The organism is Pseudomonas sp. GW821-FHT05H12, from assembly GCF_059419385.1.
The window spans coordinates 19,892-44,511 of record NZ_JBWKRS010000002.1 but is presented as its reverse complement, the minus strand read 5'-3'; the positions used below and the strand labels follow the sequence as shown (position 1 = coordinate 44,511).

16 protein-coding genes are annotated in these 24,620 nt (G+C 62.4%); all 16 read right to left on the bottom strand.

Annotated elements, in window-relative coordinates:
* Positions 1-278: 278 nt before the first annotated feature.
* Entirely contained in the window at positions 279-761 is a 483-nt protein-coding gene (pgaD, locus tag AC07SU_RS01855; protein ID WP_176997424.1) for a poly-beta-1,6-N-acetyl-D-glucosamine biosynthesis protein PgaD, read from the bottom strand.
* A 2-nt stretch (positions 762-763) separates the two neighbouring features.
* Entirely contained in the window at positions 764-2,104 is a 1,341-nt protein-coding gene (pgaC, locus tag AC07SU_RS01850) for a poly-beta-1,6-N-acetyl-D-glucosamine synthase (RefSeq protein ID WP_176997425.1), read from the bottom strand.
* A 2-nt stretch (positions 2,105-2,106) separates the two neighbouring features.
* Positions 2,107-4,104, bottom strand: coding sequence for a poly-beta-1,6-N-acetyl-D-glucosamine N-deacetylase PgaB (pgaB, locus tag AC07SU_RS01845; protein WP_176997426.1), 1,998 nt, complete (start codon positions 4,102-4,104; stop codon positions 2,107-2,109).
* A 12-nt stretch (positions 4,105-4,116) separates the two neighbouring features.
* On the bottom strand, positions 4,117-6,597 hold the full coding sequence (pgaA, locus tag AC07SU_RS01840) for a poly-beta-1,6 N-acetyl-D-glucosamine export porin PgaA (protein WP_494996037.1): 2,481 nt from the start codon (positions 6,595-6,597) through the stop codon (positions 4,117-4,119).
* Between the two features lie 299 nt (positions 6,598-6,896).
* On the bottom strand, positions 6,897-8,393 hold the full coding sequence (locus tag AC07SU_RS01835; protein WP_494996036.1) for a YdgA family protein: 1,497 nt from the start codon (positions 8,391-8,393) through the stop codon (positions 6,897-6,899).
* A gap of 147 nt (positions 8,394-8,540) precedes the next feature.
* Positions 8,541-9,173, bottom strand: coding sequence for an NADH:ubiquinone oxidoreductase subunit N (locus tag AC07SU_RS01830; RefSeq protein WP_176997429.1), 633 nt, complete (start codon positions 9,171-9,173; stop codon positions 8,541-8,543).
* Positions 9,174-9,254: 81 nt separating this feature from the next.
* On the bottom strand, positions 9,255-10,697 hold the full coding sequence (locus tag AC07SU_RS01825; RefSeq protein WP_494996035.1) for an efflux transporter outer membrane subunit: 1,443 nt from the start codon (positions 10,695-10,697) through the stop codon (positions 9,255-9,257).
* On the bottom strand, positions 10,694-11,584 hold the full coding sequence (locus AC07SU_RS01820; protein ID WP_176997431.1) for an efflux RND transporter periplasmic adaptor subunit: 891 nt from the start codon (positions 11,582-11,584) through the stop codon (positions 10,694-10,696). Before AC07SU_RS01820 ends, AC07SU_RS01825 begins: the two co-directional genes overlap by 4 nt.
* The gene (locus AC07SU_RS01815) at positions 11,581-11,790 is read right to left on the bottom strand and encodes a DUF1656 domain-containing protein (protein WP_012721577.1); all 210 of its coding nucleotides are present in this window, start codon (positions 11,788-11,790) and stop codon (positions 11,581-11,583) included. Before AC07SU_RS01815 ends, AC07SU_RS01820 begins: the two co-directional genes overlap by 4 nt.
* Positions 11,787-13,865 carry an FUSC family protein gene (locus AC07SU_RS01810; RefSeq protein ID WP_176997432.1) on the bottom strand — a complete coding sequence of 693 codons (2,079 nt, stop codon included), beginning with the start codon at positions 13,863-13,865 and terminating at the stop codon, positions 11,787-11,789. The genes AC07SU_RS01815 and AC07SU_RS01810 overlap by 4 nt, the downstream gene beginning before the upstream one ends.
* The gene (locus AC07SU_RS01805; RefSeq protein ID WP_176997482.1) at positions 13,862-14,272 is read right to left on the bottom strand and encodes a MarR family winged helix-turn-helix transcriptional regulator; all 411 of its coding nucleotides are present in this window, start codon (positions 14,270-14,272) and stop codon (positions 13,862-13,864) included. Before AC07SU_RS01805 ends, AC07SU_RS01810 begins: the two co-directional genes overlap by 4 nt.
* 293 nt (positions 14,273-14,565) lie before the next feature.
* Positions 14,566-16,077 (bottom strand): Fic family protein, encoded by a 1,512-nt coding sequence (locus tag AC07SU_RS01800; protein ID WP_494996034.1) that lies wholly within the window; start codon positions 16,075-16,077, stop codon positions 14,566-14,568.
* Positions 16,078-16,165: 88 nt separating this feature from the next.
* On the bottom strand, positions 16,166-16,420 hold the full coding sequence (locus AC07SU_RS01795) for a DUF2789 domain-containing protein (protein WP_176997434.1): 255 nt from the start codon (positions 16,418-16,420) through the stop codon (positions 16,166-16,168).
* Positions 16,421-16,429: 9 nt separating this feature from the next.
* Positions 16,430-17,035 carry an adenylyl-sulfate kinase gene (gene cysC, locus AC07SU_RS01790; RefSeq protein WP_494996033.1) on the bottom strand — a complete coding sequence of 202 codons (606 nt, stop codon included), beginning with the start codon at positions 17,033-17,035 and terminating at the stop codon, positions 16,430-16,432.
* The gene (locus tag AC07SU_RS01785; protein ID WP_256349859.1) at positions 17,025-18,539 is read right to left on the bottom strand and encodes a TolC family protein; all 1,515 of its coding nucleotides are present in this window, start codon (positions 18,537-18,539) and stop codon (positions 17,025-17,027) included. Before AC07SU_RS01785 ends, cysC begins: the two co-directional genes overlap by 11 nt.
* Positions 18,540-18,580: 41 nt before the next feature.
* Positions 18,581-24,556: an Ig-like domain-containing protein gene (locus AC07SU_RS01780; protein WP_494996032.1), complete on the bottom strand. Its 5,976-nt coding sequence runs from the start codon at positions 24,554-24,556 to the stop codon at positions 18,581-18,583.
* Between the last annotated feature and the right edge of the window lie 64 nt (positions 24,557-24,620).

Below are 24,620 nucleotides of genomic sequence, written 5' to 3'. Positions count from 1 at the left end.
ATAAAATTTATCAAAAAGACAGGACGCCTGTAACTGGAGTTTTAATTCCGACAAGCGGCGACTGTTTTGATAGCGATACGGAAAACAATTTGTTAATGGCCATTAGTTGGCCATCAAGTTGTCACCGAGATAAGTTAGTACCGGGAAAGTGCGAAAAGTTCGCGAAGGTTTTGTGAATTGGATCCCATTTATCGGAATTCCAAAATCTGATCGGGAATAGGCAGGGAACTCGCGTGGCGAGCGGGATTGCCCCGTTCGCCACAGCCCTTTGCGCGGGTTCAGCCGATGTCTTTGTCTTTCTGCTGGCCCGGCACCAGGGTCAACCCGGGCCGCTCCACATCACGTGACACATGGGACTTCACTTCCTCCACACCGCCGTCTTCGTCGTTGTGGATCACCAGCACTCCCGGCCTGCGCAGTTGTTCGAGGTCGCCCTCGCCCAGCTTGAAACTCTCACTCAAGGTCTTGTCGGTGAGCGCATTGGCTTCGGCGCGTCGCTGGGCGAACTTGCGGCCACGGCGCTGTTGATAGCGCGCCCAGGTGATCAGGATCAGTGCGTTGAGCAAGGCAATCCACAGGTAGACCTGCAGGGTATTGAGCGCCGCAAAGATCGGCGCCTCGATGCGCGGGCCACCGTGAGTTTCCAGCATGGCGGTGATCCCGCGCGCCAGCAGCCAGATCAACCCGGCCCAGGCGAGCAGGGTCAACACGACGTCAACCAGCCACATCAATCGATTCTGGCGAGTTCTGACCAGTTTCATGATCAGGCCTCCTCTTCGGCAGGTTTAATACCGCGATCCGGGCTGACCCAGCGCGCACGTTTCTGGTGTTGGTTGAACAGCACCTTGGGAAAACTGACCAGGGTGGTGAACAAGCTGACCAGCCAGAACACCATCGGGTACCACACGGTCCAGAACAGGGTTTTCCACAGGTCCTTTTCGTAGCGACGGTCAATCATGATGCTCACCGCAAACTGCACCAGGCACACCATGGCCAGCACCAGGCCGGTGAAGGCCGGAGGCACCAGGGAGTCCACGGCGATCGCCGGTGGCAGCACCACGAATTTGCCCACCGCCCAGAAGATCACCGACAGCAGGAAGGTAAACGCCCAGCCGGTGGACAGGCAGTATTCGAACAGCAGCGGCCACAGGTAGCGGTGGCGCCATTGCCAGATACCGCGGATGTTCTTGAACAGCACTTCGGCGCCGCCCTGGGCCCAACGCAAGCGCTGTTTCCACAGGCCGCCGACGGTCTCGGGCATCAGGATCCAGCACAGGGCACGCGGCTCATAGAAGATGGCCCAGTGATCGAGCTGCAGCTTCCAACTGACATCGATGTCCTCGGTGATCATGTCGGTGCTCCAGTAGTCGATGCGGTCCAGCGCCTTCTTGCGAAACGCCACCACCACACCCGACACCGTGAAGATCCGGCCGAACACCCGCTGGGTACGCTTGATCAAACCAATGATCGAAGAGAACTCGCCCACCTGCACCCGGCCGATCAAGGTCGAACGTGTGCGGATCCGTGGGTTACCGGTCACGGCGCCCAGGCGCGGGTTGTCGAGCATCGGCGCCACCATGTAGGCCGCCGCGTTTTTATCCAGCAACGCATCACCGTCGATGCACACCAGGTACTCACTGCGCGCCGCCACGGCACCCATGCGCAGGGCCACGGCCTTGCCCTGGTTCTGCGCCAGGTGCAGCACACGCAGGCGCGGGTTTTCCAGCGCGAGGGCATCGAGCACGGCGGCGGTGTTGTCCTTGGAGCCGTCGTTGACCGCGATCACCTCGATGTTCGGGTACAGCTGGTCCAGCGCGGCGTGGATGGTCTCCGCCGCGTTATCGCCCTCGTTGTAGCAAGGGATGATGATCGAGATCAGCGGGTCACCAGCCAGGGTCGGCGCCGGGGTGTCCTCTTTCCACGGCCAGTGACGTTCCCAGTGCAGCCAGAAATACAGGCCGCCAGCGATCCACAGCGCCGACATGAACAACGGGTAGAAAAACACGAAGTCCATCAGGAACTGGCCGGTGACCAGGAAAATCAGGCCCAGGGGCACGCCCAACACCAGCGCCAACACGAATAAAGCCAGGATTCTGTCGAACATGGTCAAGGGTTCCATTGATTGGAAAGGGCCGGACGCACTGTCTTCAAGTCCGGGGAATTTTCCAGGAAGTTATCCGGGTAGTAGCCAAAACTCCTGACCCCCTGGCGTTTGAGTACCCCCATCCATTCCGCCATCTGTGCGGCGTCGATGTCTGGCGCTTCCTTGGTCCGCCAGTCTTTGGCTTGCAGTTCAAATACGGTGCGTTGCAACGCGCCGGGACGCGCCTTGACCGTGGCCACCAGTTTTTCCAGCCAGGCGTTGGAGTTTTTCAGGCTCTCGCCTTCCATCAACGGCATGGCCATCGGCGCAGTCCAGTCGTAGGTCTGGAGGAAGTCATCGAGGTTCTGCGCGAACCAGGTTTCGCTGCCAGGGTTGAGCATCGGCTCGGCGAAGATATTGCGCGCGGTCTGCACCTGCGGCCCACGGATGGCGCGGACCTTGCCGGTCAGCTCCTGGGTGAAGTCGATCAGGTAGCGGCTCTTGAAGCGCGTCCAGCGTTGCATCACCGCCGGGTCTGCGCGCAGCGCGGCAATGCTGCCCGGCAGGCCGTTGGCCGCATAGGCCTTGAGCGCGGCAGGGCTGGCGTCTTCGAAGTCGGAGAACAGCGCGTCATCGTGGAACAGGATGCCGTCGATCGCGGTGTTGCGGGCCAGGTCTTCGTAAATCTCGCCGATCTGCTGGCGCACTGCCGGATCAAACGGTGACAGGCGCTTGTACTGGTCTGGGTCGAGGCCGACCTGGCCGGTCTGCGGGTCCCACCGGGTCACACGCGGCAGCGCAGGGTCCAGGGCGAAACTAAGCACCGGCATCCACGCATAGATGTTGACGTGGCCACGGGTGCGCAGTTGCCAGGTCACACGGTTGAACAGGTCCTGGCGCACCGGCAGGTGACGGTTGGGGAAGTACAGCGAATGCACCAGCCCATCGCCTTTCGGGTCGGCGAAGGCTTGCAGGAACACGGTGCTGACGCCCATGTCCACCACGCGCTGGATCAACGCGTCGAGGTTGCGTGCCTGCTGAGCCGGGTCGGGGTCGTAGACGTTGTCCAGGTCCACATGCAGCACACGCATCGAAGCCTTGGTCTCGGCGCCGACGATGGCATTGGCGTAGTGCTCGCCATCCGGGTCGGAGGCCACCAAAAAGCGTGGGCTGCTCTTGAGGTTGGCGAGGTCGTCGAGGCCGTCATCCAGGGTCAGGGCCATCTGGTAACCGTGCTCGCCCACCACCGCCAACGAAGTGCCATCGGCCGCGCCGTAAGGCCATACCCACACACGCGGCGCCTTGCCGGTGACCGCGCGCAACTTGTTGGAGATCGCGGTGACGTCGGCACGCATCCGCGCCTGGAACTGAGCTTCGGTTTCATACTTGCCGGTGGCGGCATCATAGCGACGCGTGGCAGCGGCCGGCTCCAGGTTGCCTTGGGGGTTGGCCAGGATGCCGGTGTGACTGGCGTCGGTGTGGGCCGCGATTTCAACCAGGCCCGACTGGGAGATTTCCTTCACCTGCTGCCAAGTGAGGAAGTCGGAGCGCGCCCGTGGGGTGCCGGCGAAATCCACCGGTTTGTTCAGCGGCGTGTCGATCCAATACCCCACCGGGGCCAGGATGGCCGGCCAGTGGTAAGCCCGCAGGATCGGCATCACCCGGGTGTAGAAGCTGGAGTAACCGTCGTCGAAGCTGAGCATGATGGCTTTGGGCGGCAATGCCGGGCCACCGCTGCGTGCGGCCAGGATCTGGTCGACCGATACCGGCTGGTAACCGTTCTCGCGCAGCCAGGCCAACTGGTCAATCAGGCGCTCGGTGCGCACCGCCACGACCGCCTGGTCGGGGTCGCGGTCTTCAACGTCATGGTAGGCAATGCCCAGAAAATGGTTTTTCGGCCACGGCGCTTCGGTCGGCGGCACCGGGCGCTCGGCGGGTGGAGTATAGGGCGCGGGTTGCTGGGCGCAGGCACCGGCCAGCAATACACCCAGGACCAACAAGCAACGGCTGAGGACGGTCATGGTCAGGCTCTTCTAGAAACGGTAATTGAGGTCGACGAGCAGGCGCAGATCGCGTTCGCGATCACCGTCGTAAGGTCGGCTGATCAGGCTGAGGTTGGCGCCCACGTCCAGCACGTCGTTCCAGCGAAAGCGTTGGCCGTAGCCAATCAAACCAATGCCGCCGGTGGAATAATCGCGCTGGGTATAGGTGCCTGCACCGATCTGGAACTGCTGGCTCCACTGCGTTTCATAGCGGTGATAGAGCACGTGGTTGACCGTGACGGAAGGCAACACGGTGAAGTCCGACTTGGGGTTGAAGTACACCGTGTCGTCCTTGGTGTTGCGGCTGGCACCCACTTCCAGGCCCAGGTCGACTTGCACATGGGACGAGCTGTAGATGCCCTCGCGACCGTTGAGCAAGGCTTCGAGCCGGTTGTTGCCGTCGCTGAAGTGGGACGGGCTCAGGGACAGTTTCCACTCGCGGCTTTCATTGGCGCGCCAGCGAATGAAACCGCTGCCGCCATTGGCCGTGACGCCGTCATTCAGCGCCCGCAGCGGTGTGGTCGACAGGAGGTAGCCGAGGCTGCCGCCGTATTGCCAGTTGTCGTTGATGTCGCGGGCAATCGACACCGCAGCGCCTTGTTTGGAGCCATCGCCATAGGAATGGTTGGAGACCTCGGCTTCAAGGGTCATGTCACGGGTACGCCGCTCCACGCCTACCGTCTGCCAACGATGCTGGCCGGTGCCCTCGGTAAAATCGGCACGGGCATAGCCGGCACCGGCGAACAGGCGCCAGTCTTCGTCGATGGGCGGCGTGTAGAGCCGGCTTTCTATGCCCCAGTCGCGGCTGCCCGAGACGGCCCCGGCATCGCCGTTGTTGCCACCGCCGAAGCTTTTGCCGGTGTAGGCCTCGACACGCAGCTCGGCCATGTCGTGCACATCGCGCAGACGGCTCAGGCGCTGTACCTGACGGTTGTCGGGGTTGCGCGCCAGCACGTCATCGGTGAGCGCGTCCATCTGGCGCCACTCCTGAAGGTCCATGGCGGTGTAGGCCTGGGACACTTCCAGGCCAATGTCGCGTGGCGACTGGGCTTCGGTTTCCTTCAGGCTGCCTTCGGCGCGGCGCGGCCAGTCGCGGGCGCGGTACATATCGGCCTGGGCCAGGCGCAAGCCAACGTTGCCCGGGGCTTTTTGTACCAGGGCTTCGAGCCCGGTCTCACTGCCCGGCAGGTCACCGCCATAGGTGCCGGCCTGGGCGGCCAGTTGTTGCGCGTCCATCCAACTGTCATTCGGGTTGCCGATAGGCAGGCCCTTGAGTTCCACACGCGGGTTCTGGCTGTTGGCCAGGTTGTTGGCGACCTCACGAGCGTCTTCCACCCTGTCGCTTTCCAGCAGCGCGTAAAACAGCGCCGTGCTGTCTTCGACATGGTCGGCCGGGTCGGCGTCCGGCGCGGTCAGGGCCTGGCGGTACAGCGGCTCGGATTTTTCCGGCTCGCGCTGGTCGAGGTAAGCGGCGGCGACCCAACGGATGGCGTAGGTAGGCAATTGCACGCCTTCGCCCTTGAGGGTTTCGTATTCGCGAATCACGTCGGCCATGCGCGCCCGTGCCTTGAGTGCGCCCAGGCGGTCGATGCGCCAGCGCACCACGTCGTCATGGGCGCTGGGGTCTGGGGTCCAGCGGGCGAGCAGTTGGTCGTAGTCTTTGAGGGCGCGGTCGGCGACCACGTAGCGTTCTTGCTCGCTGCGCGTGGCGAACTCGGCCATGCGCACGCGCTCGGCGGCCAGGTCGCCTTCCAGGCGACGTTGGGTCACAGGGTCGAGGACGCCCGGGTGTTTGGCCGACAGCCGCAGCGCCGGCTCCGGCAGGCGAGCCTTTTGCAGGGCTACGCTGTATTCACGGATGACTTCGGGCTTGTCACCGGCCAACACGAAGGCGTGGTCGAATTCGGCCAGTGCATCGTAGTTCAGGCCCGCACGCGTCAACGCGTAGCCCAGCGCCATGCGCCGGTTGGGATCGTTCGGGTTGGCCGCCACCAGCGCACGGGTGCGCCGCACGGCTTCGTCGACCTGGCCACCATCGGCCTGGGTGAGCGCCAGGCCCAACTGCAGATCGACGTTATTGGGTTCACGCAACAGCGCTTGATTGTAGACCGCCGTCGCCTGGGCCCACTGCTTCTGGTTGCGATAGGTGCGCGCAACCGTGGCGAGCGCCTGGGTGCTCAAGTTGCGATTCTTGCCCTGGGCCTCGTACACCTTCAGCACTTCGGCGTCCTGCCCGGCCCAGCCGGCAATCACCAGGTGATCGCTGATCTGCCCCGGCGTCTGGCGTTCGGCAGGCAGTTGGCGCAATTGAGTGAGGGCGGGGGTGAAGTTGCCGTTGCGCGCCTGAATGATCAGCGCGTCATAGGCGGGGTCGGCCAAAGCTAAAGCAGGCATCAGCAGTTGGCTGCATAAGGCTGCCCCGATGAGCAGTCGCAACCGGCCTGAAGCACTGAGTGGTAGGTTTCGCAGCATATCGTGAGCTTCCTTACACACGGAAAGCTGTAACGATAGGTGGTCCTGAGCAATTTGCATCAGGGTGTCGGCGTCTAGTGACCCGACCTAGCTTTCCTGTAGGAACTATCCATTAGGAAAGTAGGGAAAAGTCCAATTCAGAACAATTGTTCAGAATTGTCTTTGTTGCGAAAAAACCAGTGTGGGAGCGCACTTGCCTACGATAACGGGGTGCCAGCCGACACGAGTGTCGACTGTTTGACCCTTATCGCGAGCAAGCCCGCTCCCACACTATTTATTTCTGCTTGATGTAGAAATGTTTACTGCGCGCCGCTGACCGCACCGACCTTGGCCATCACAAAACCAATGAACTGCTCGACGGTCATCTTCTGGCCATTGAAGGTCACTTCATTGTTAGCGTAGTGCAGCTTGGACACCACATCGGTGCCGACCAGGGTTGCCAGTTGAGTACCCACCGCCACGCCGCTGACCATTTCGGCCGCCATCTGGGATTGCTGCTCGATGGCTTTCGGATCGGTCACGCCACCGGCCTGCGCCTGCAACGCGGAAACGTCGGCGATCATCGGCTTGGACAGGGTCAGGTTGGCGTCCAGCAACGCCACCATCTGCTTGCCCAGCTCAACCGGTGGCAACTCCATGGACGTTGGTTTGGTCAGGTCGACCAGCAGGTTGAACTTGCTTTCGCCATGGGTGGTTTTCAGCGACAGGTTTTCCACCGCCAGCTGCGGCTTGGCGGCCAGCACCTGGTTGACGTTGGCCTCGGCCAGGGTCTGTTCGGCTTCGGTCAGTTGCAGCTCAGGCACCGGTTCACCCGCTGCGGCAGCGGCTTGCACCGGCTGCATTTTTTCCTGGTAGAGCTTGGTCAGTACCAGCATCGCCGGGATGTCGACGTTCTTCATGCTCAAGGCCATGGCGGCCGAGCCCACAGGCTTACCCTGGTAACCGATTTCGTCGATCTTGTAGTCGACGCGGCCAGCCAGGTTGTTGTCTTTGGTTTCGCTGGAGTCTTTCTGCTCGAAGCCCTTGAGGGTCAGCACGGCCTTCTGCGGGCCGAAGGTGACCTTGGTGTCGGTCAGTTCAACGGTGTTCTGCCCGGTGTAGAAACCGAAGGTGGATTTCTCCAGGTTGCTGGCAACGGTCAAACCCGCCAGTTCGGCTTCAAGCGGTTCGCCGTTGGCGTCGACCACGGCCACCTTGAGGCTGTTCATGTAGCCGCTGGCCTTGACCTTCTGGCCTTCGGCGGTGCTGTCGAAGTCCATGTTGGCGCCAGAGAAGCTCACCGAAGACTTGTCGTCCTTGAGCTCCAGAGGCAGCAGCTCGACGTTGCCGGTGACCGAACGGTTGTAGCCGATGCTGGCCACGCCCTTGAGCGGCGACACGTCTTTGCTGGCGGCGAACCATTTCTCGGTGGTGGCGTTCTTTTCCAGCTCGTAGTGACTGGTGGCCATGACCGGCAACCACTTCAGGGTCACCAGGCGCGAAAACGGCAGCGGGCCGTGTTCGATGTGGTCGACGAACAGCAGTTCAGGGTTCGGGTTGTCTTCACCAAATACCGAACCTTGGCCCTTGAGGCGGTAGTGGGCGGTGCTGCTAAATACGCCACGGTCCAGGGAGACCAGCTCAAGGGTCGCCGTGCCGTCGACGCCGGCCAGGGACGTCTGGATTTCCTTGTTGGCGTTCTGGATGGCGGTTTGCAGCACTGGCTCCAGTTGCTTGCCGGTGTACCAGGCACCGCCTGCACTGACGGCGCCAACGGCGACAACAAAACCCAAGAAAACAACGGCTGGCTTATTCATGAAGTGACCTGATCAAATCCTGTGAGAAGTGGGCTGTCTTCCTTGAACCCCGAGGGGTTGGCTCAAGCCCGCCGAAAACGGGGGAAGATTAGCACTGGCGGCCGCGCACGGCCCAGTTTTCTCAGAGCGATCAAGTCGGCACTTGGTTCAGGAATACTCCAAATCGATTTCATCGAGTTGGTGGTCAAAACTCTTCAAGCGAGCGGTCCAGGTGTACACCAGCACCTCAAACTCGCGGTGGATCACCGCATTGCCCGGGGTGTCGGCCTTGGGATCACAGAAGTCCAGTTGGTAGCGTTCACGCGCCATCTGGTTGGCTACATCGGACAATTCCCGCGCATTGTTCAGCCAATGCCGGCCATCGGCGACCTGCTGGTCGAGTACCACACATTGCTTCTTCAACGCTTCGAGGCTTTTTTCCAGGGGCGTGCCAGTGAGTTCGCCCATGACTTCCTGGAAGGTGCGCCCAGGTTGCCAATAGCTGCCCCAGAAATAGCGATCGAACACGGTTTCGACCCGGCGCAGGGCGACTTTGGTGTCCCAGATCGCCACGCGGGTCTTGCCTTGCTCAAGGAGTTTTTTCTTCACGCGTTGGTTCTGATACGACGCCCACGCCACCACGCCGATGGACAAGGTGCCGATCACCGCGCAGGCGCTGTCGAGAAACACCATGGCCTTGTCGATTTGGTGGGCCAGCATGACGCCGTAGAAATAGGCAGCCGATAACAACACCAGTGCGAAGAACACGCACCAGAAAGCGGGAGCATAAGGGTTTTTCATTATTGGAATCCCCATGAGCAAACGCGAGCAGTGTCAGGTGAAGCGTCACGGCGCCTCACCTGACAAAGCATAGCGTTTCGTTCAGGGTTTGCCGGGCTGTGACGCTTGCGTTCGTCCGCTTTCCCAGCCGCCGCCGAGGGCCAGGAACAGATCGATCTGGCTCATGGCAACCTGGGTGTTTGCCGCCGCCAACTGCGCCCGTACATCGGTGTAGGTGCGGGTGGCTTGCAGGTCGGCCAGGAACGATGCGCGGCCCGCCTGGAAGAAGCGGTGCGTCTGCTCCGACGCTTCCTTGGCCGACTCGCCGGCATCGGCCAGGGCGTCACGGCGTTGCAGCTGTGCGGTGTACTGCGCCAGGCCTGTCTGGGTTTCGCGGATGGCGTTGAGCACCACGCCGTCGAAGTGCGCCAGGGCGCCCTGGGTGGCGGCCTCCGCTTCATGAATGCGCGCCCGCGCGCCGTTGGTCGGCACCGACCAGCTGATCAGCGGGCCAAATCCCCAACGGTTGGTGGGCGCAGTGCCCAGGTCATCGAGGATACCGACCGTGCCGATGGTCGCGCCGATGCTGATGTCCGGGTACAACGCACCCGTGGCCACGCCGATACGTGCGGTGGCGGCCGCCAGTTGGCGCTCCGCCTGGCGCACATCAGGTCGACGCTTAAGCAGCGCGGCGCCATCGCCCACTGGCAGCAACTGGGCGATGTGCGGCAGCTCGGCGCACGTGCCGGTGCCAGCCGGCAGTTGGTCCACCGGCTTGGCCAGCAGCATTGACAGGCGGAACAGCCCGGCCTGGCGCGCGGCTTCGTAGCGCGGCATATCGGCGCGCAAGGATTTGTATTGGGTCTGCGAGCGGGTCACCTGGGTTTCATCACCGCGCCCGGCGTCGCGCAGGCGCTGGGTCAGCTTGGTGCTCTGGGCTTGCAGGTCCAGGGATTCGTTGGCGATCGCCAGTTCTTCATTGGCCGCGCACACCTGGGTGTAGGAGCGCACCACATCCGCCACCAGCGTGATGCGTGCGATATCGGCGGCGGCCTGGGCGGCGTCGGCGCTGGCCTGGGCGCTTTCGATTCCGCGCTGCAAGGTGCCCCACAGGTCGAACTGATACGAGGTGCTGATACCGACACTGCCGATGTTGGCCACCGGGACTTTTTCCGTCAGCAAGAACGCTTCGCCGGATTCCTGCAGGCGCTGCGCTTCGGCTTTCACACCCGCATTCCAGCCGCCAGCGGATTCAGCCTGCTGCACCTGATAACGCGAGCGTTGCAGGTTGGCGGCCGCCACGCGCAGGTCTGTGTTGGACGCCATGGCCTGGCGCACCAGCTCATCCAGGCGCGGGTCGTTGTAGAGCTTCCACCAGTCGGCCGGCACCGGCGCCGACACCACGTTGTGCCCTTCGCCCGCGATCTGCCCTTGCAGGTCGCCCCGGTTGACGGCGGCTGTGTCCGGCAGCTTGTAATCCGGCCCTACCATTTGGCAGGCCGACAGCAACAACCCTAAGGCAGCGGTTGCCAGGAGCTGCTTCATGGCTTGTCTCCGTCTTTGGCCGTGTCGGCGATGATCGACACGGTCGCCGTGCGCCCGGCGATCATGCGAAAGTCCGCGGGCACATCATCAAAGGCGATGCGCACCGGAATCCGCTGGGCCAGGCGCACCCAGCTAAACGCCGGGTTGACGTTGGGCAACAGGTTGGAACCGCTGGTGCGGTCGCGGTCTTCGATGCCGGCGACGATGCTCTGCACGTGGCCACGCAGGCGGGCGTTGTCGCCGATCACGCGAATATCCACGCCCATGCCGACGTGGATGCCGTCGAGCTTGGTCTCTTCGAAGTAACCGTCGATGTGGAAGGAGTTGCTGTCCACCACCGACAACACCGGGCGCCCGGCCGTGACGAACTCCTGTGTACGTGGCGCGCGGTCGTTGACGTAGCCGTCCACCGGGCTGCGGATCACCGAGCGGTCGAGGTTGAGCTGGGCGGCGTCCACCGTCACTTGCGCTTCGGCCAAGGCCGATTGGGCGCGCGCCACGCGGGACTGGCTTTCTTCCAGTTGCTCGCTCGGCACCAGGTTGCCCAGGCCACGGTTACGCTTGTACTCGCGCTGGGCCTGGGCCAGGGTTTCCTGGCGGTCGGCCACGGCGGCCTGGGCCTGGCGCAGGGCCAGTTTGAAGCGGTCCTGGTCCACGGCAAACAGCACCTGGCCCTTGGTCACCAGTTGGTTGTCGCGCACTTGCACCTGCTGGATCAACCCGGACACGTCCGGGGCGATCTGCACGATGTCGGCACGGATGTGCCCGTCACGGGTCCAGGGCGCAAACATGTAGTACATCACCATGCGCCACACGACGACGACCGCAAAGGTCACGATCAACAACGTCAGGACTACACGGCCGATGGTTAAAAAAGGTTTTTTCATGTCATCAGGTATCGACTGAGTGAGTCCACGGCGCCCAGCAACAGCGCGTAGAGCCCCACATTGAACAATGCCCGGTGCCAGACCAGGCGATAGAAGTGGACGCGGGTCAACAGCCCGTGCACCACCAGGAACAACACATACGTAATGCCCATCAGCACCAGCAGCGTGGGCAGGAACACCCCGCTGATATCCAGATCACCGATCATAAAGGCGCTCCATCAGGTAGCGGCGCTTCCATCTCGGTGCCGCCAATGAATTCCACCCCCGGCAACAACGCCAGGCGCAGGCCGGCCAGCGCATGCAGCAAGTGCACGCGGGTGTCGTCTTCGTCTTGCAGGCCCTGGCCGTTGAGGGCGCGGCGCGTGCGGTCCAGGGTCATCAGCAGACCGCTGGGCGCAGGCAGGCGTTCACCGGCTTTCAGGCACGCCTTGAAATAGCCGCCCACACCTTCAACCACTTGGTTGAGCAGCACCCGTGGCACGCCGAGGATGCGCGGCGAATAGGCCAGCAGGTCGAGCAGGTTCAGCGCCACACGCAGGTCACGCAGGGCGATACCGGTGTCCTGGTTGGTCAGGGCCAGGCGCGGCAGGTGCTGCATCAGGCGGTCGAGCATTTGCGCGGCCATGTGGCGGTGTTCGGCCAGGGTCGCAGGCTCGGTCATGCCGACAATGTCGCGCCAGCTGAAACGGGTCAGGCGCTTGGCCGCCAGCTCGGCGCCAAAGGGCCGTGCGATCAACGTCCACACAAAGGCGAACAGCAGCCCCACAGGCCCGGCCAGGTTGACGTTGGCGAAGTTGAGAAAGTCGGCGTCATAGGCGCCCTGGATGCTGATGAACGACGAGGTGTTCACCAGCGTCAGCAGCATGCCCAGGTAGAAACGCGGTTGTACGGTGAGCGTGCCGATGCAAATAAAGGGCACGGCAAACGCCAGCACCAGCATCGGGAAGTCGTGCAGGTTGGGCAGCACCAGGAACAGGTAGAGGCTGGCGAACAACACCGACATCGCGGTCCAGAAAAAGAACCGGTAGATCTGCGGTGCGGGGTCGTCCATCGACGCAAAGAAACTGCAGGCCACGGCGGCCAGGATCACCGCGCTGCCGCCGTCGGTCCAGCCCAGCAGGATCCACAGCACCGAGGCCACGATGATCGCGCTGACGGTGGAAAACGCCGAGTAAAACATCAAGCCACGGTCGAGGAACGGCGTGAGTCGGCCCAGGCGCCAGTGGCGGTACACGGCGCGCCAGGTGTCCTGGCTTTCGCACTGGATGGCGGCTTGCAGGCTGCGGCAGTCTTGCCACAGATCGACCCATTCGGCGAGGCGATACAGCGCGTTGGAGAACAGCAGGGTGTGGCGATCGTCCAACGCTTCACCGGTCGGTTGCTGGGCGTCGATCTGATCACGCAGAGTGCGCCAGCTGTCCAGCGTGGCGTTTTCGGTGGTGCTTTCCAGCCACTGATTCGCTGCTTCCAGCAACGGCGTGAGGCGGTCGAGAAACTCCGGCGCACGGTGCTCGATGGCGTACAGCGCGTCGTCGAGTTCTTCCACCACGGGCAGCAGGTGGATCATGCGCCCGCGCAGTTCCTTGGTATTGCGCACGGTCTGCGGCCGCGCGCCTTCGTGGGGCAGTTGGCCGATCATCAGTTCAAGGGTATTGAAGGTGGCGACCATGCCGCCGCGCAGGTTGCTGACTTCCTCGGGCTCCACGTTGCGCGTCAGAAAGCGCTGGCTGTAGACCTGGGCGTCAGCAAACCACTTGCTCACCGAACCATCGAACACCGGCGCCAGGCGCCGTGGCCAGAACATCGCGCCCACCACCGCGGCCACGGCGATGCCGAGGAAGATTTCTTCGGTGCGCGCTTCAGCCACGTCCCACACGGCCAGGGGGTTGTCCACCACCGGCAAGGCGATCAGCGGCAAGGTGTAGCCGGCCAGCATCAGCGCGTAGTTGTTTGCGGTGCGCAGGTGCATGGAGAGGAACAGCAGGATGCCCGTCCACAAGGCAATCACCACCACCAGCACATAGGGCGACTGCACGAACATCGGCACAAAAAACACCGCCGCCGCCGCGCCCATAAAGGTGCCGATGGCGCGGTACAAGGCTTTGGAACTGGTCGGCCCGACAAACGGGCTGGAGACGATGTACACCGTGGCCATCGCCCAGTACGGCCGTGGCATTTGCATGAGCATGGCGATGTACAACGCGATCATCGACGCGGCGAACGTGCGTACCCCGTAGAACCAGTCGCGTGCTGGCGGAAAACCGGTAAAGAATCCGTTCAAAGCGACGCCGCCTCAAAGGCGCGCAACACCCGAAGCGCAGCCTCCAGATCGGTGGACGCGATGTCGGCCAGGACTTCCTTGCGCAGGCGCACCAGCTGCACCTCCACCGCTTGCACCAGCTCGCGGCCACGCTCGGTGAGGCTCAAGGCCTTGGCGCGGCGGTCATGCACGTCTTCGGTCCGGCACACGTAGCCGCCCGCACACAGTTGGTCGAGCAGGCGCACCAGCGACGGGCTTTCCATCCCGGAAGCCTGGGCCACCTTGACCTGATGCACACCGTCGCCCAGACGCCCGATCATCAAGAGCGGCACGGCGCAGGCTTCGGAAATACCGTAGCTCACCAGCGTGGTCTGGCAGATTTTGCGCCAGTTACGGGCGCCCACCACCATGCTGCTGCTGAGGTTCATCTGGAGTTGTTCGAGGGTCAGGGACACTGGATAGTTCGCATACAGTTAGTTTGCTAACTATCAATATGGTGGATGGATCCAATGCCGTCAAGTTTTGAAACAATTTATGGATGGGCGGCTGGGGATAGAGGTAAGTAAAGCGGGTTTAAGCGTGGGCGCAGAATTTTCTGACACTGCAAAACACCTGTGGGAGCTGGCTTGCCTGCGATAGCGAAGTGTCAGTCGACATCTCTCTCGACCGGACCCAAGTCATCGCAGGCAAGCCAGCTCCCACATTTGGATCAGTGCAGGTTTCAAGACTGCTGTTCAGCCTGGTCGTCCACCCTCTCCAAGCGGTCTCGCAGAGTCCGCCCTGCCTCCTCCTCAATAAACTCAAATACCTCCTCCGGCACGTTGTATTGAAACTGCTTGCGCCGATGCCTGGACACCTTGCCGTCGTTATCCAGGCACATCATCACCAGCTTGGACAAATCACTCCCGCGCACGTCATAGCGCTGGTTCACGGCCTTGATCACACGGTCGTAGCGGTCGAGGAACTCGGTCTCTTCGCGCAATTCCACTTCCAGCGCACGCCTGGCCATCTGCAGGGTGAATTCGACGCAGCGGGTGGCGTCCCAGTAGCGGTAGATAGAGGAGTGGCCAATGAACTCGAAAGCCATTTGCTCACCGTCCAGCCAGGTAACATTCCAGAAGTCTCGAGTCGGCTGGGAAAATGCCTTGAGGGTCTCCAGGTAGGCTTGCTCTTCGTGTTTCATCGCAACGGAAACAGGCAGCAACAGGCCGTTTTCCAGTGCACCGAAGTGGCAGAGTGTCTGGTGGATCAGGAATCGCGACAGACGTCCGTTACCATCCATGAACGGATGCAGGAACACAAAGCCGAAGGCGGTGACGGCCGCAGCCACAAGCGGGTCAACCTCACGCACTGGCTGACTGGCAAAGGCCATCAACTCTTCCATCAGTTCCTGGCACAGCTCAGGTGCTGGTGGTACATAGCTGACGCCCGCGGAGCCGCGCAAACCATTGTGCAGATAATTTTGTTCGTGGCGGAATGCAACGGCTTTGTCGAAAGGATTGGAAACAGTGCTGTTTTGCAGCTCTACCAAATAGTCTTCAGTGAGCAGCCGGCCTTCATGGGCTTGGCGTAACAGTTGGACGAAACGGCGCGACTTTTCCTCGCTGGGTTGTTCTTTTTCGATGGCGAACGAGTCGCGGGTTTCATGGAGATAGGCCCATTGGATGGCGCGGTCCATCATTTCCGATGGAAGGGTAGCCATAAAGGACTTGGCACGGCCCAAGATGTCCAGATCCAACAAGGCTTCGATTTCAGGCGTGCGTTCAACTGTCGCGCAATACGCCAAAGAGCCCAGACCATTGAAATCGATACGCCAACGCGAATTACGTGTTGAGGGTCCAGTCACGTAGCGCTGGGGATCAAACAAGGGTGAAACGCGGCTGTTGATTGGCTTGTCGTAGTCCAGCCGTTGAAGAGTCAAGCCTTCCCAGAGGTAGCAGACCTTGCGAATGAACACGCCGTTGGGGGCTTTTTCCAGCTCTTGCAACAGTTGGCCCGGGCTAACCGCCTCGAGCGCCTGAGCCAGGATGCCGAGGTTGATGCCTTCATGTTTGAGTGCGAAAAGAATGTGGTCGAGTATCGCGTCGGCTGAAGGCGCAACGGTATGAGGAACCGCCAGACAGTCACCAATCATCGAGATCCGCGTAACGGGCTTGATCATCGCGGCACGAGCAGGAGCAGTCGCTTTTAACCCGAGCAATTGATGAAGATGGGCGTAACCAACCAGAGACATCGCGCAACCTCAGAAAAAGTTCACTTGCGCGATTAAAGCCCAGATTTTTTCAACCAACACCAGATTTTTTCAACTTTCTGCGTATTCGCTAAGTTTTTTGCACCCCTCTCCCGCTGTGCAGCAGAAGATTCAGCTCGTCCACCACCTCGGCCCAATCCGCATCTTCCAGAATTTCATTACGCAAAAACTTCTTCTGGTTCTCCGTCCAGAAAAACGCATCTGCCAGATGCAACTCAGGCTTGAGCGGCGAATGCACTGCCACAAACTTCTCGATACTTACCGGGTCATCCGGCAGCCCAAGCTGCTTGAACAGAGACGGCAAGCTGTGCACAGGCGATTCCATGGGAGGCTCCTAGAAAGACGGCTCCCCAGAGTCTAGTCCAGGCGCCAACCAGCTCAGCAACCGCTCGACGCATTGCTGTGCCGAGAGCACACCGGTGTCCAGTTCCAGCGAGGCGTGCGGGGGCGGTTCGTAGGGTGAGCCAATGCCGGTAAACCCGGGCAATTCGCCTTTGCGGGCGCGGGCGTAGTGACCTTTGGGGTCACGCCCCTCGCACACCGCCAACGAGGCGCTGCACCAGACTTCCCGATAGTCGGCACCCAGGCGCTCGGCAAAAACCGCGCGCAACTCCACCAACGGCGCGATCATCGCCAGGATCACGATTTGCCCGTTTTCCACCAGCAACGCCGCGAGTTCACTGGCGCGGCGGATGTTTTCCAGGCGGTCGCTGTCGGCAAAGCCGAGGTCTTTGTTAAGGCCGCCGCGCAGGGTGTCGCCGTCGAGCACGATGCTGTGCCGGCCTTGTTCGAACAAGGCGGCTTGCAGCCCCTGGGCCAGGGTGGATTTGCCGGACGCGGGCAACCCGGTGAGCAGGATCGCCACACCGCGATGCCCATTGCGCGCCTCGCGCTGACGGCGGCTGATGCTCGCCGTCGGCGCCACCAGGTTACTGGGCAACGGGACGCGGCGCCGGCGTTGCGATGTTGCCAGCGGCCCACGCCGATTCTCGGCTGGCGAGCGCCGTGGCGATGGTCTGCACGCGGTCCGAGTCCAGCTGTTCCGGCAGCGGGTCGAGGCCGGCGCTGGCGAAGATCTGGCCATAGGCGTTACGCAGGTCAGCGTAGGCCAGGTCTCGGCGCAGGTCGGCTTGCAGGGTATTGAGCTCGCCCTGGATCAGGTCCAGCTCGCCCAGGCCTGCCGCTTCGTGGCGGTTGCGCAGTTGCGTGAGGATTTGCCCGTCGATATTGGCCAACTGGTCGTTGGTCTTGAACTGGCGCACCGCGTCCTGATAGTTGGCGTTGGCCACGTAGACCTGCGCCAGCACCGCAATGGACATCGCCTGGCGCCGTGCGGTGGCGACTTCTTCACCGGCCTTGGCGACATCGATGGCCGCCGGTGCAGAGATCACGTTGAACAGGTTCCAGGTGACCTTGGCGCCGTAGTCGGCCCAGCGGTTGTCCACCAGGAACGAGTTGCTGTCGTAATGCCCACCGGCCGAAAATTCCAGGCCCGGTAGCAGGCGCAGCATGGCCTTGCGCGTTTCGGCAGCGCTGATGCGGGTCTGGTAGTCCTGCTCACGCAACTCGGGGCGGTTGGCCAGGGCTTCCTGTTCCAGGCTGGCCAGGTTGACCTTGAGTTGAGGTACGTTGTAATCGTCAGGCGTAGCCAGCTTGAGGTCGGTGCCCATTGGCAGGTTGATCAAGGTGGCCAATTCGGTCTTGGCCAGGGACAACGCACGGCGCTGCTCCTGCAATTGGCGCGTGGCTTCGATCAGCGAGCGCTGGTAGCCCAGGGCTTGCACCGGATCGCCGATGCGTTGCTCGCTCATGCTTTGGCTGTTGCTCTGGGCCTGGTCGACCCGCGCCATCAGGCTGTCGATCTGGGTCAGCAAACGCTCGGCCGCCACGGCACGCCAGTAGGCGGAGCGCACGTCCTGCACGATGGTATTGATCACCTTGCGCCGGCGCTCCTGAATGATCAGGCGCTGGTCGCCTTGCTGCTTGGCACTGATGTAGCTGACGCCGAAGTCGAGCACGTTCCACACCATGGTCAGGTCCGCCACGCGACGGTCGCGGTCCTGAGAGGTCGACGGTTCCAGGGATTGGGTGCCGGTGAGCACGCTCTGGCTGCTGGAGGCGTTGGTATTGTTGCGCCCGGCGTAGCCTGCCGACAGCGCCATGCGCGGCAGCATGTCGAAACTGGAGAGGTCCGATTGACGCTTGGCCAGCGCTTCCTCCATGACTTTCAGGCGGCCTTCGAGGTTGTACTTCACCGCGCGAGCCATGGCCTGGTGCAGCGTCAGCGGGCCGTTCAGCGGCTCTTGATCCTTGTACATGCCTTGCAGGTCGCTGCGGGCTCGCTGCTCACTGACACTGCGTTCAATCGGCTCGCTGGTGACCGCACAACCACTGATCGCCAGCACCAGCAAGCTGATGCCGAACACCTTATGACCTGTCTTCATCCTTGTTCTGCCCCTGTTACTGCGCCTTGAGTTAAGTGTGTTCAGGCCTGCATTTCGCTGATGCCGACCTGTTGCAGTGCATGCGCCAGGTCAACCACCTGGCGTTGTTCCGTGTCCTTGATCTGCTGCAATTGCTGACCAAGGGTTGGCGCGCCAACCACGCTGCGCATTCCGTGAGCCGGGTCGCTCACACCCTTGATCGATTTGCTCTCGAACGCCTTGAAGCCGCTGTCATCAGCGCTGTCGCGGATGAACAGGGTCGACAGGGTACTGGCCCCGAAGATCCCGCCATCCCCGCCACCAAAACCAAGGAAGCCCTTGCCGGCGCCATCCCCGCCGCCGTCGGTGTTGAACACCTGGGCGATGAAACTGGGAGCCAATGCACCGTGGTTGATGAAAATACTGCCCACCGGAGGCAACCCGCCGCCCAATTCACGCTGCTCGAACAACGGCGGGAAGCCGAGGGGTGAACCCAGGTTGCCGGTCGGCTGGCCATAGATGATCGGCTGCAACGGCGCGTCGGGCGCACCTTGTGGTGGGGCGGGGTCGGTGGTGCGGAACAACGGGTCGCCCGTCAGTGCGATGGTGTTGATCCCATAGTTGTTGGAGTTGGCGTACCCGCTGCCGGCGTTCCCCGACAAGTCGGTGACCAGGCTGGTGTCGAGGGTGATGAAGTTGCTCGGGTCGGTGATATTCGCCGTCGGCGTCAGGGTGGCTGTCCAGGTCTTGCCGCCGTCGCTGCTGGCCAGGTTGGACAACACGCCATTGGCCACGCTCAGGTCCGACAAATCAAAGCCGGTGACTTTCTCGCTGAAGGTGAAGGTCACGGTGCTGGTCTGGCCCACGGTCAGGTTCGGGTTGGAGACCGAGATGGTCGCGGTGGGCCGGTCGCCATCCACGCCATAGTTGTTGGATATGGCAATGCTGGCCCCTGCGTTGCCCGCCATGTCATTTACCTGGCTGGTATCCAGCACGATCAGGTTGGTGGCGTCGGTAACCGCCGCGGTCGGCGTCAGGGTTGCGGTCCAGGTTTTGCCACCGTCGGCGCTCATCAAGTTGGACAACACACCGTTGGCGACACTCAGGTCAGACAGGTCAAAACCGCTCACCACTTCACTGAAAGCGATGGTAACGGTCGTCGTCTGGCCAATACCAAGGTGGTTGTTGGCCATGGTAATGGTTGCGGTCGGGAGTTGGGTGTCAATGCTGAAGTTATTGGAATCGGTGACCCCCACGCCCGCGTTGCCCGAGCCATTCGTCACGCCGCTGTTATTCAGGGTGATGAGATTGGTGGCGTCGGTGACATTGCTGCCAGGCGTGAAAGTGGCGGTCCAGGTGATGCCACCGTCGCTGCTGCTCACAGCGCTCAATGTGCCATTGGCGATGCTCAAGTCGGCGTTGGTGAAGCCGCTCACCGCTTCGCTGAACGTGATGGTGACAGAGGAAGTTTCCCCGGCCTTGAGCGAGGTGTCGGCGATGACAATGGTCGCGGTCGGCACCGCAGTTTGCACCTGGTAATTTGCCGAGCTGGTAGTTCCGGTGCCGGTGTTGCCAGCCAGGTCGGAAATACCGGTGTTGTTCAGCACAATCAGGTTAGTGAGGTCGGTAACCCCGATGTTCGGCGTGAATGTAGCCGTCCAGGTGACGCCGCCGTCGCTGCTGCTGACGTTGCTCAGCGTGCCATTGGCGATGCTCAGGTCAGCGTTGTCGAAACCGGTCACAGCTTCGCTGAACGTGATGGTCACCAGCGAGGTTTCACCTGGTCGCAGGTTGGAATCACTCATGACGATGGTCGCGGTCGGGCGCTGGCTGTCGACGGCATAGGTGTTGGAGTCGGTAGTCCCGCTGCCTGCGTTACCCGCAAGGTCCGTGATGCCGGTGTTGTCCAGCGTGATCAGGTTGGTGGTATCGGTGATACCTGCGGCCGGTGTATAGGTGGCCGTCCAGGTGATCCCGCCATCACTGCTGCTCACAGCACTCAGTGTGCCGTTGGCGACCGTCAGGTCGGCATTGGTGAAACCGGTCACCGCTTCACTGAAGGTGATGGTCACCAGACTGGTCTGGCCGACGCCGAGCGCCGTATCGGCGACCACAATGGTGGCGGTCGGGCGCACGGTATCGATTGAATAATTGTTCGAGTCGGTGGTGCCGCTGCCGGCGTTTCCGCTCAGGTTCTGCACGCCGCTGTTGTCCAGCGTGATCAGGTTGGTGGCGTCGGTGATGTTGGTGGTCGGCGTAAAGGTCGCCGTCCAGGTGATGCCGCCGTCGCTGCTGCTGATCGCGCTCAACGTACCGTTGGCAATGGTCAGGTCAGCGTTGGTGAAACCGGTCACCGCCTCGCTGAAGGTGATGGTCACCAGCGAGGTTTCGCCGATTTTCAGCGCATTGTCGGCAATGATGATGGTTGCGGTCGGTGCCACGGTGTCGATGGTGTAGTTGTTGGAGTTGGTCGTGCCGCTGCCGGCGTTGCCCGCAAGATCCGCGATGCCGGTATTGGCCAGCACGATCAGGTTGCTCGCGTCGTTGACGCCCACGTTCGGGGTGAAGGTCGCCGTCCAGGTGATGCCACCGTCGCTGCTGCTCACGGCGGTCAGCGTACCGTTGGCAATTATCAGGTCGGCGTTGGTGAAGCCGCTCACCGCTTCGCTGAAGGTGATGGTCACCAGCGAGGTTTCACCGACCGTGAGGTTGCTGTCGGCGACCACAATGGTCGCGGTTGGCCGCACCGTATCGATGGCGTAGTTGTTGGAGTCGGTGGTGCCGCTGCCGGCGTTGCCCGACAGGTCGACGATGCCGGTGTTGTCCAGGGAAATCAGGTTGGTGGTATCGGTGACGCTGGCGCTCGGGGTGAACGTCGCGGTCCAGGTGATGCCGCCATCACTGCTGCTGACCGCGCTCAACGTGCCGTTGGCGACCGTCAGGTCGGCGTTGGTGAAACCGCTGACCGCTTCGCTGAAGGTGATGGTCACCAGTGAGGTTTCACCGATCCGCAGGTTATTGTCGGCCACCACGATGGTCGCGGTCGGGCGCACGGTATCGATGGCGTAGTTGTTGGAGTCGGTAGTGCCACTGCCGGCATTGCCGTTCAGATCTGCGATGCCGGTATTGTTCAGCGTGATCAGGTTGGTCGCGTCGGTGATGCTGGCGGTCGGCGTTAACGTCGCCGTCCAGGTAATGCCGCCGTCGCTGCTGCTCACCGCCGTCAACGTACCGTTGGCAATCGTTAGATCGGCGTTGGTGAAACCGGTCACCGCTTCGCTGAAGGTGATGGTCACCAGTGAGGTTTCGCCGATTTTCAGCGCGTTGTCCGCCACCACGATGGTTGCGGTCGGCCGCGCAGTGTCGATCGCGTAATTGTTGGAATTGGTGGTGCCACTGCCGGCGTTGCCGGCCAGATCGACGACCCCGGTGTTGTCCAGGGTGACCAGGTTGGTGGTGTCGGTAATGTTGCTGGTCGGCGTCAGCGTGGCGGTCCAGGTGATGCCGCCGTCGCTGCTGCTCAGGCCGGTCAGGGTGCCGTTGGCCACTGTCATGTCGGCGGTGGTGAAGCCGCTGACCGCTTCGCTGAAGGTGATGGTCACCAGCGACGTTTCACCCGCCGCCAGACTGGTGTCGGCAACCACAATGGACGCGGTCGGCCGCACGGTATCGATCACGTAATTGGCCGAATCAGTCGTGCCGCTGCCGGCGTTGCCGGCCAGGTCAGCGATACCGGTGTTGTCCAGGGAGATCAGGTTGGTGGTGTCAGTGATGCTGGCCGTCGGGGTGAACGTTCCGGTCCAGGTGATACCGCCGTCGCTGCTACTCACTGCGCTCAGCGTGCCATTGGCGATGGTCAGGTCGGCGTTAGTGAAGCCGGTCACCGCCTCGCTGAAGGTAAAGGTCACCACCGAGGTATCGCCGATCTTCAACGCCGTGTCGGACATCACGATAGTCACGGTCGGCCGTGCGGTGTCGATCGCGTAATTGACCGAACTGGTCGTGCCGACGCCCGCCACGCCGTCGCTGATGGCGGTCACCCCGGTGTTATCGAGGGTGATCAGGTTGGTGCTGTCGGTAATGTTGTTGGTAGGCGTGAAAGTCGCGGTCCAGGTCAGGCCGCCGTCGCTGCTGCTGACCGATGTCAGCGTGCCGTTGGCGATGGTCAGGTCGGCGTTGGTAAACCCGGTGACTGCCCGGCTGAAGGTGATGGTCACCAGCGAGGTTTCGCCGATTTTCAGGGCCGTGTCGGCCATCACGATAGTCGCGGTCGGAGGCTCCACATAGGCAGTGTTGAGCGTGCCGCCGTTGTTGTAGATCGCCGCGAACGCCAACGGAACACTCCCCGTCACGCCGCCGCCCAACTCTGCACCGCCCGAGCCACTGCCGGCCGCGTTGCCGCTGATGGCACTGAAGTTGGACGACGTAATCAGCACTGTGCCGCCCTGGTTCCAGATTGCGCCGACACCGCGCCCGCCGTCGCCGCCGTTCAGGTTGTTGCTGCCCTGGCCGCTGCCGCCGCCGCCGCCACCACCTGCGCCGATGTTATTGCTGATGACCGAGGTGCCGATGATTTTCAGGGTGCCGGTCGAGGCGTTGTAAATGCCGCCGGCCGCATTGCCGCCGACGCCGCCGACCTTGTCCCAACCGGACCCGCCGCCGCCGCCGCCGATGGAAATAGTGCCGTTGCTGGCCGTACCGCCATTGCCGCCGTTGCTGTAATAAGACACGCCCACCCCGCCGGCCCCGCCGGTTGTGGAACCGCCGCGCCCGCCCATGTGCGTCGCGTCATAGCCGCCGCCATAGCCGCCGGCGCCACCGCTGCCAGCCTGCCCGCCCAGCGTGCCGGTGCCCGGCCCGGCGGTCCCGCCGTGCCCGCCGCCCTGACCGCCCAGGCCGCCACCACCGCCGCCACCGCCGCCGTAGTTGGCGCCCGTGACACCGCCGCCACCGCCGCCGCCCGCCGCTGCGTTGCCGGTGACTGAAACATTATTCAAGGTCAGGATACCGGCGTTGAAAATCCCGCCGCCCATGGCGCCGGTTGCCCCGTAGCCGCCATTGCCGCCATTGCCGGAAACCAGACCACGAGTGATGACCAGACCGTCCAGCGTCACCGTACTGCCGGAGGTGATTTCCACCACCCGCGTCTTGTATTGACCATCGAGGGTAACGTCAGCGACGCCGTCGTTATTCAGGTCACCGTCCACGGTGATGTTCTTGTTGATCAGCAATTCAGAGGTGAGCTGCACCGTCATACTGCTGCTGAACGTCACAATATCGCCGTTCTGCGCCGAAGCCAGAGCCGCGCGCAGCGAGCCCACCCCGGTGTTCGCGTTGTTGGTCGCGGTCCACGTGGCCAGACCCCACTGGTAGTCGTTCATGGCTTTGGTCGACAGCACGTTGGCGCTTTCGATGGTGCCGGTGGCGATCTCCAGGTCCCAGTCACCGCCCACGCCGGTGCGGTTGGTCGACGCCGCCACGTCACGACCGGTCAGTTGCGCCAGGGAGTCAACGAAATTCAGCCCGCGCTCGCCTTCGGCGGTGTAGCAGCCGTAGATCAGGATGTCGCCGCCGACATTCATGTCCTTGCCGATTTGCCCCAGCACCGCGCTGCGGGCAGCCACGTTATCCGCCGACAAGTACGTGGTGCCGAGCCACAGATCGCCCGCGTTGCCGTGGGCGATGATTTGCACCGAGCTGACGCCCTGATGCGTATCGAGGTAATCAGCGATTTGCTGCAGGCCGTCCTTGCTGCCGTCCAGCTGTACCACCTGGGTTCCGGGCGCCACGCCCTGCAGCAAGATGGCGGAGTCTTTTACCCGGGCGTCGACAAACACCACGGTTTGCCCCGGCACCGCCACGGGTGCAGCGGCTGGCGCATCGGCCTGGCCATGGGTGTCCTTGCTTGCGACCGGGTGGTCGCCGGTCGGCGCCTTGGCCGCGTCAGCGGTGGGGTGGCTGTCGGGCTGCGCCACGTCGGCCACGGTGGCGGCGACGGCGCCATCGAACAGCATGCGCGGTTCAAGGGGCATGATCATGGGCGAGACCCGCGCCCGTGTTACTTCGCTAACCCGCGACTTGCGATTGCTCCACCACATGCTG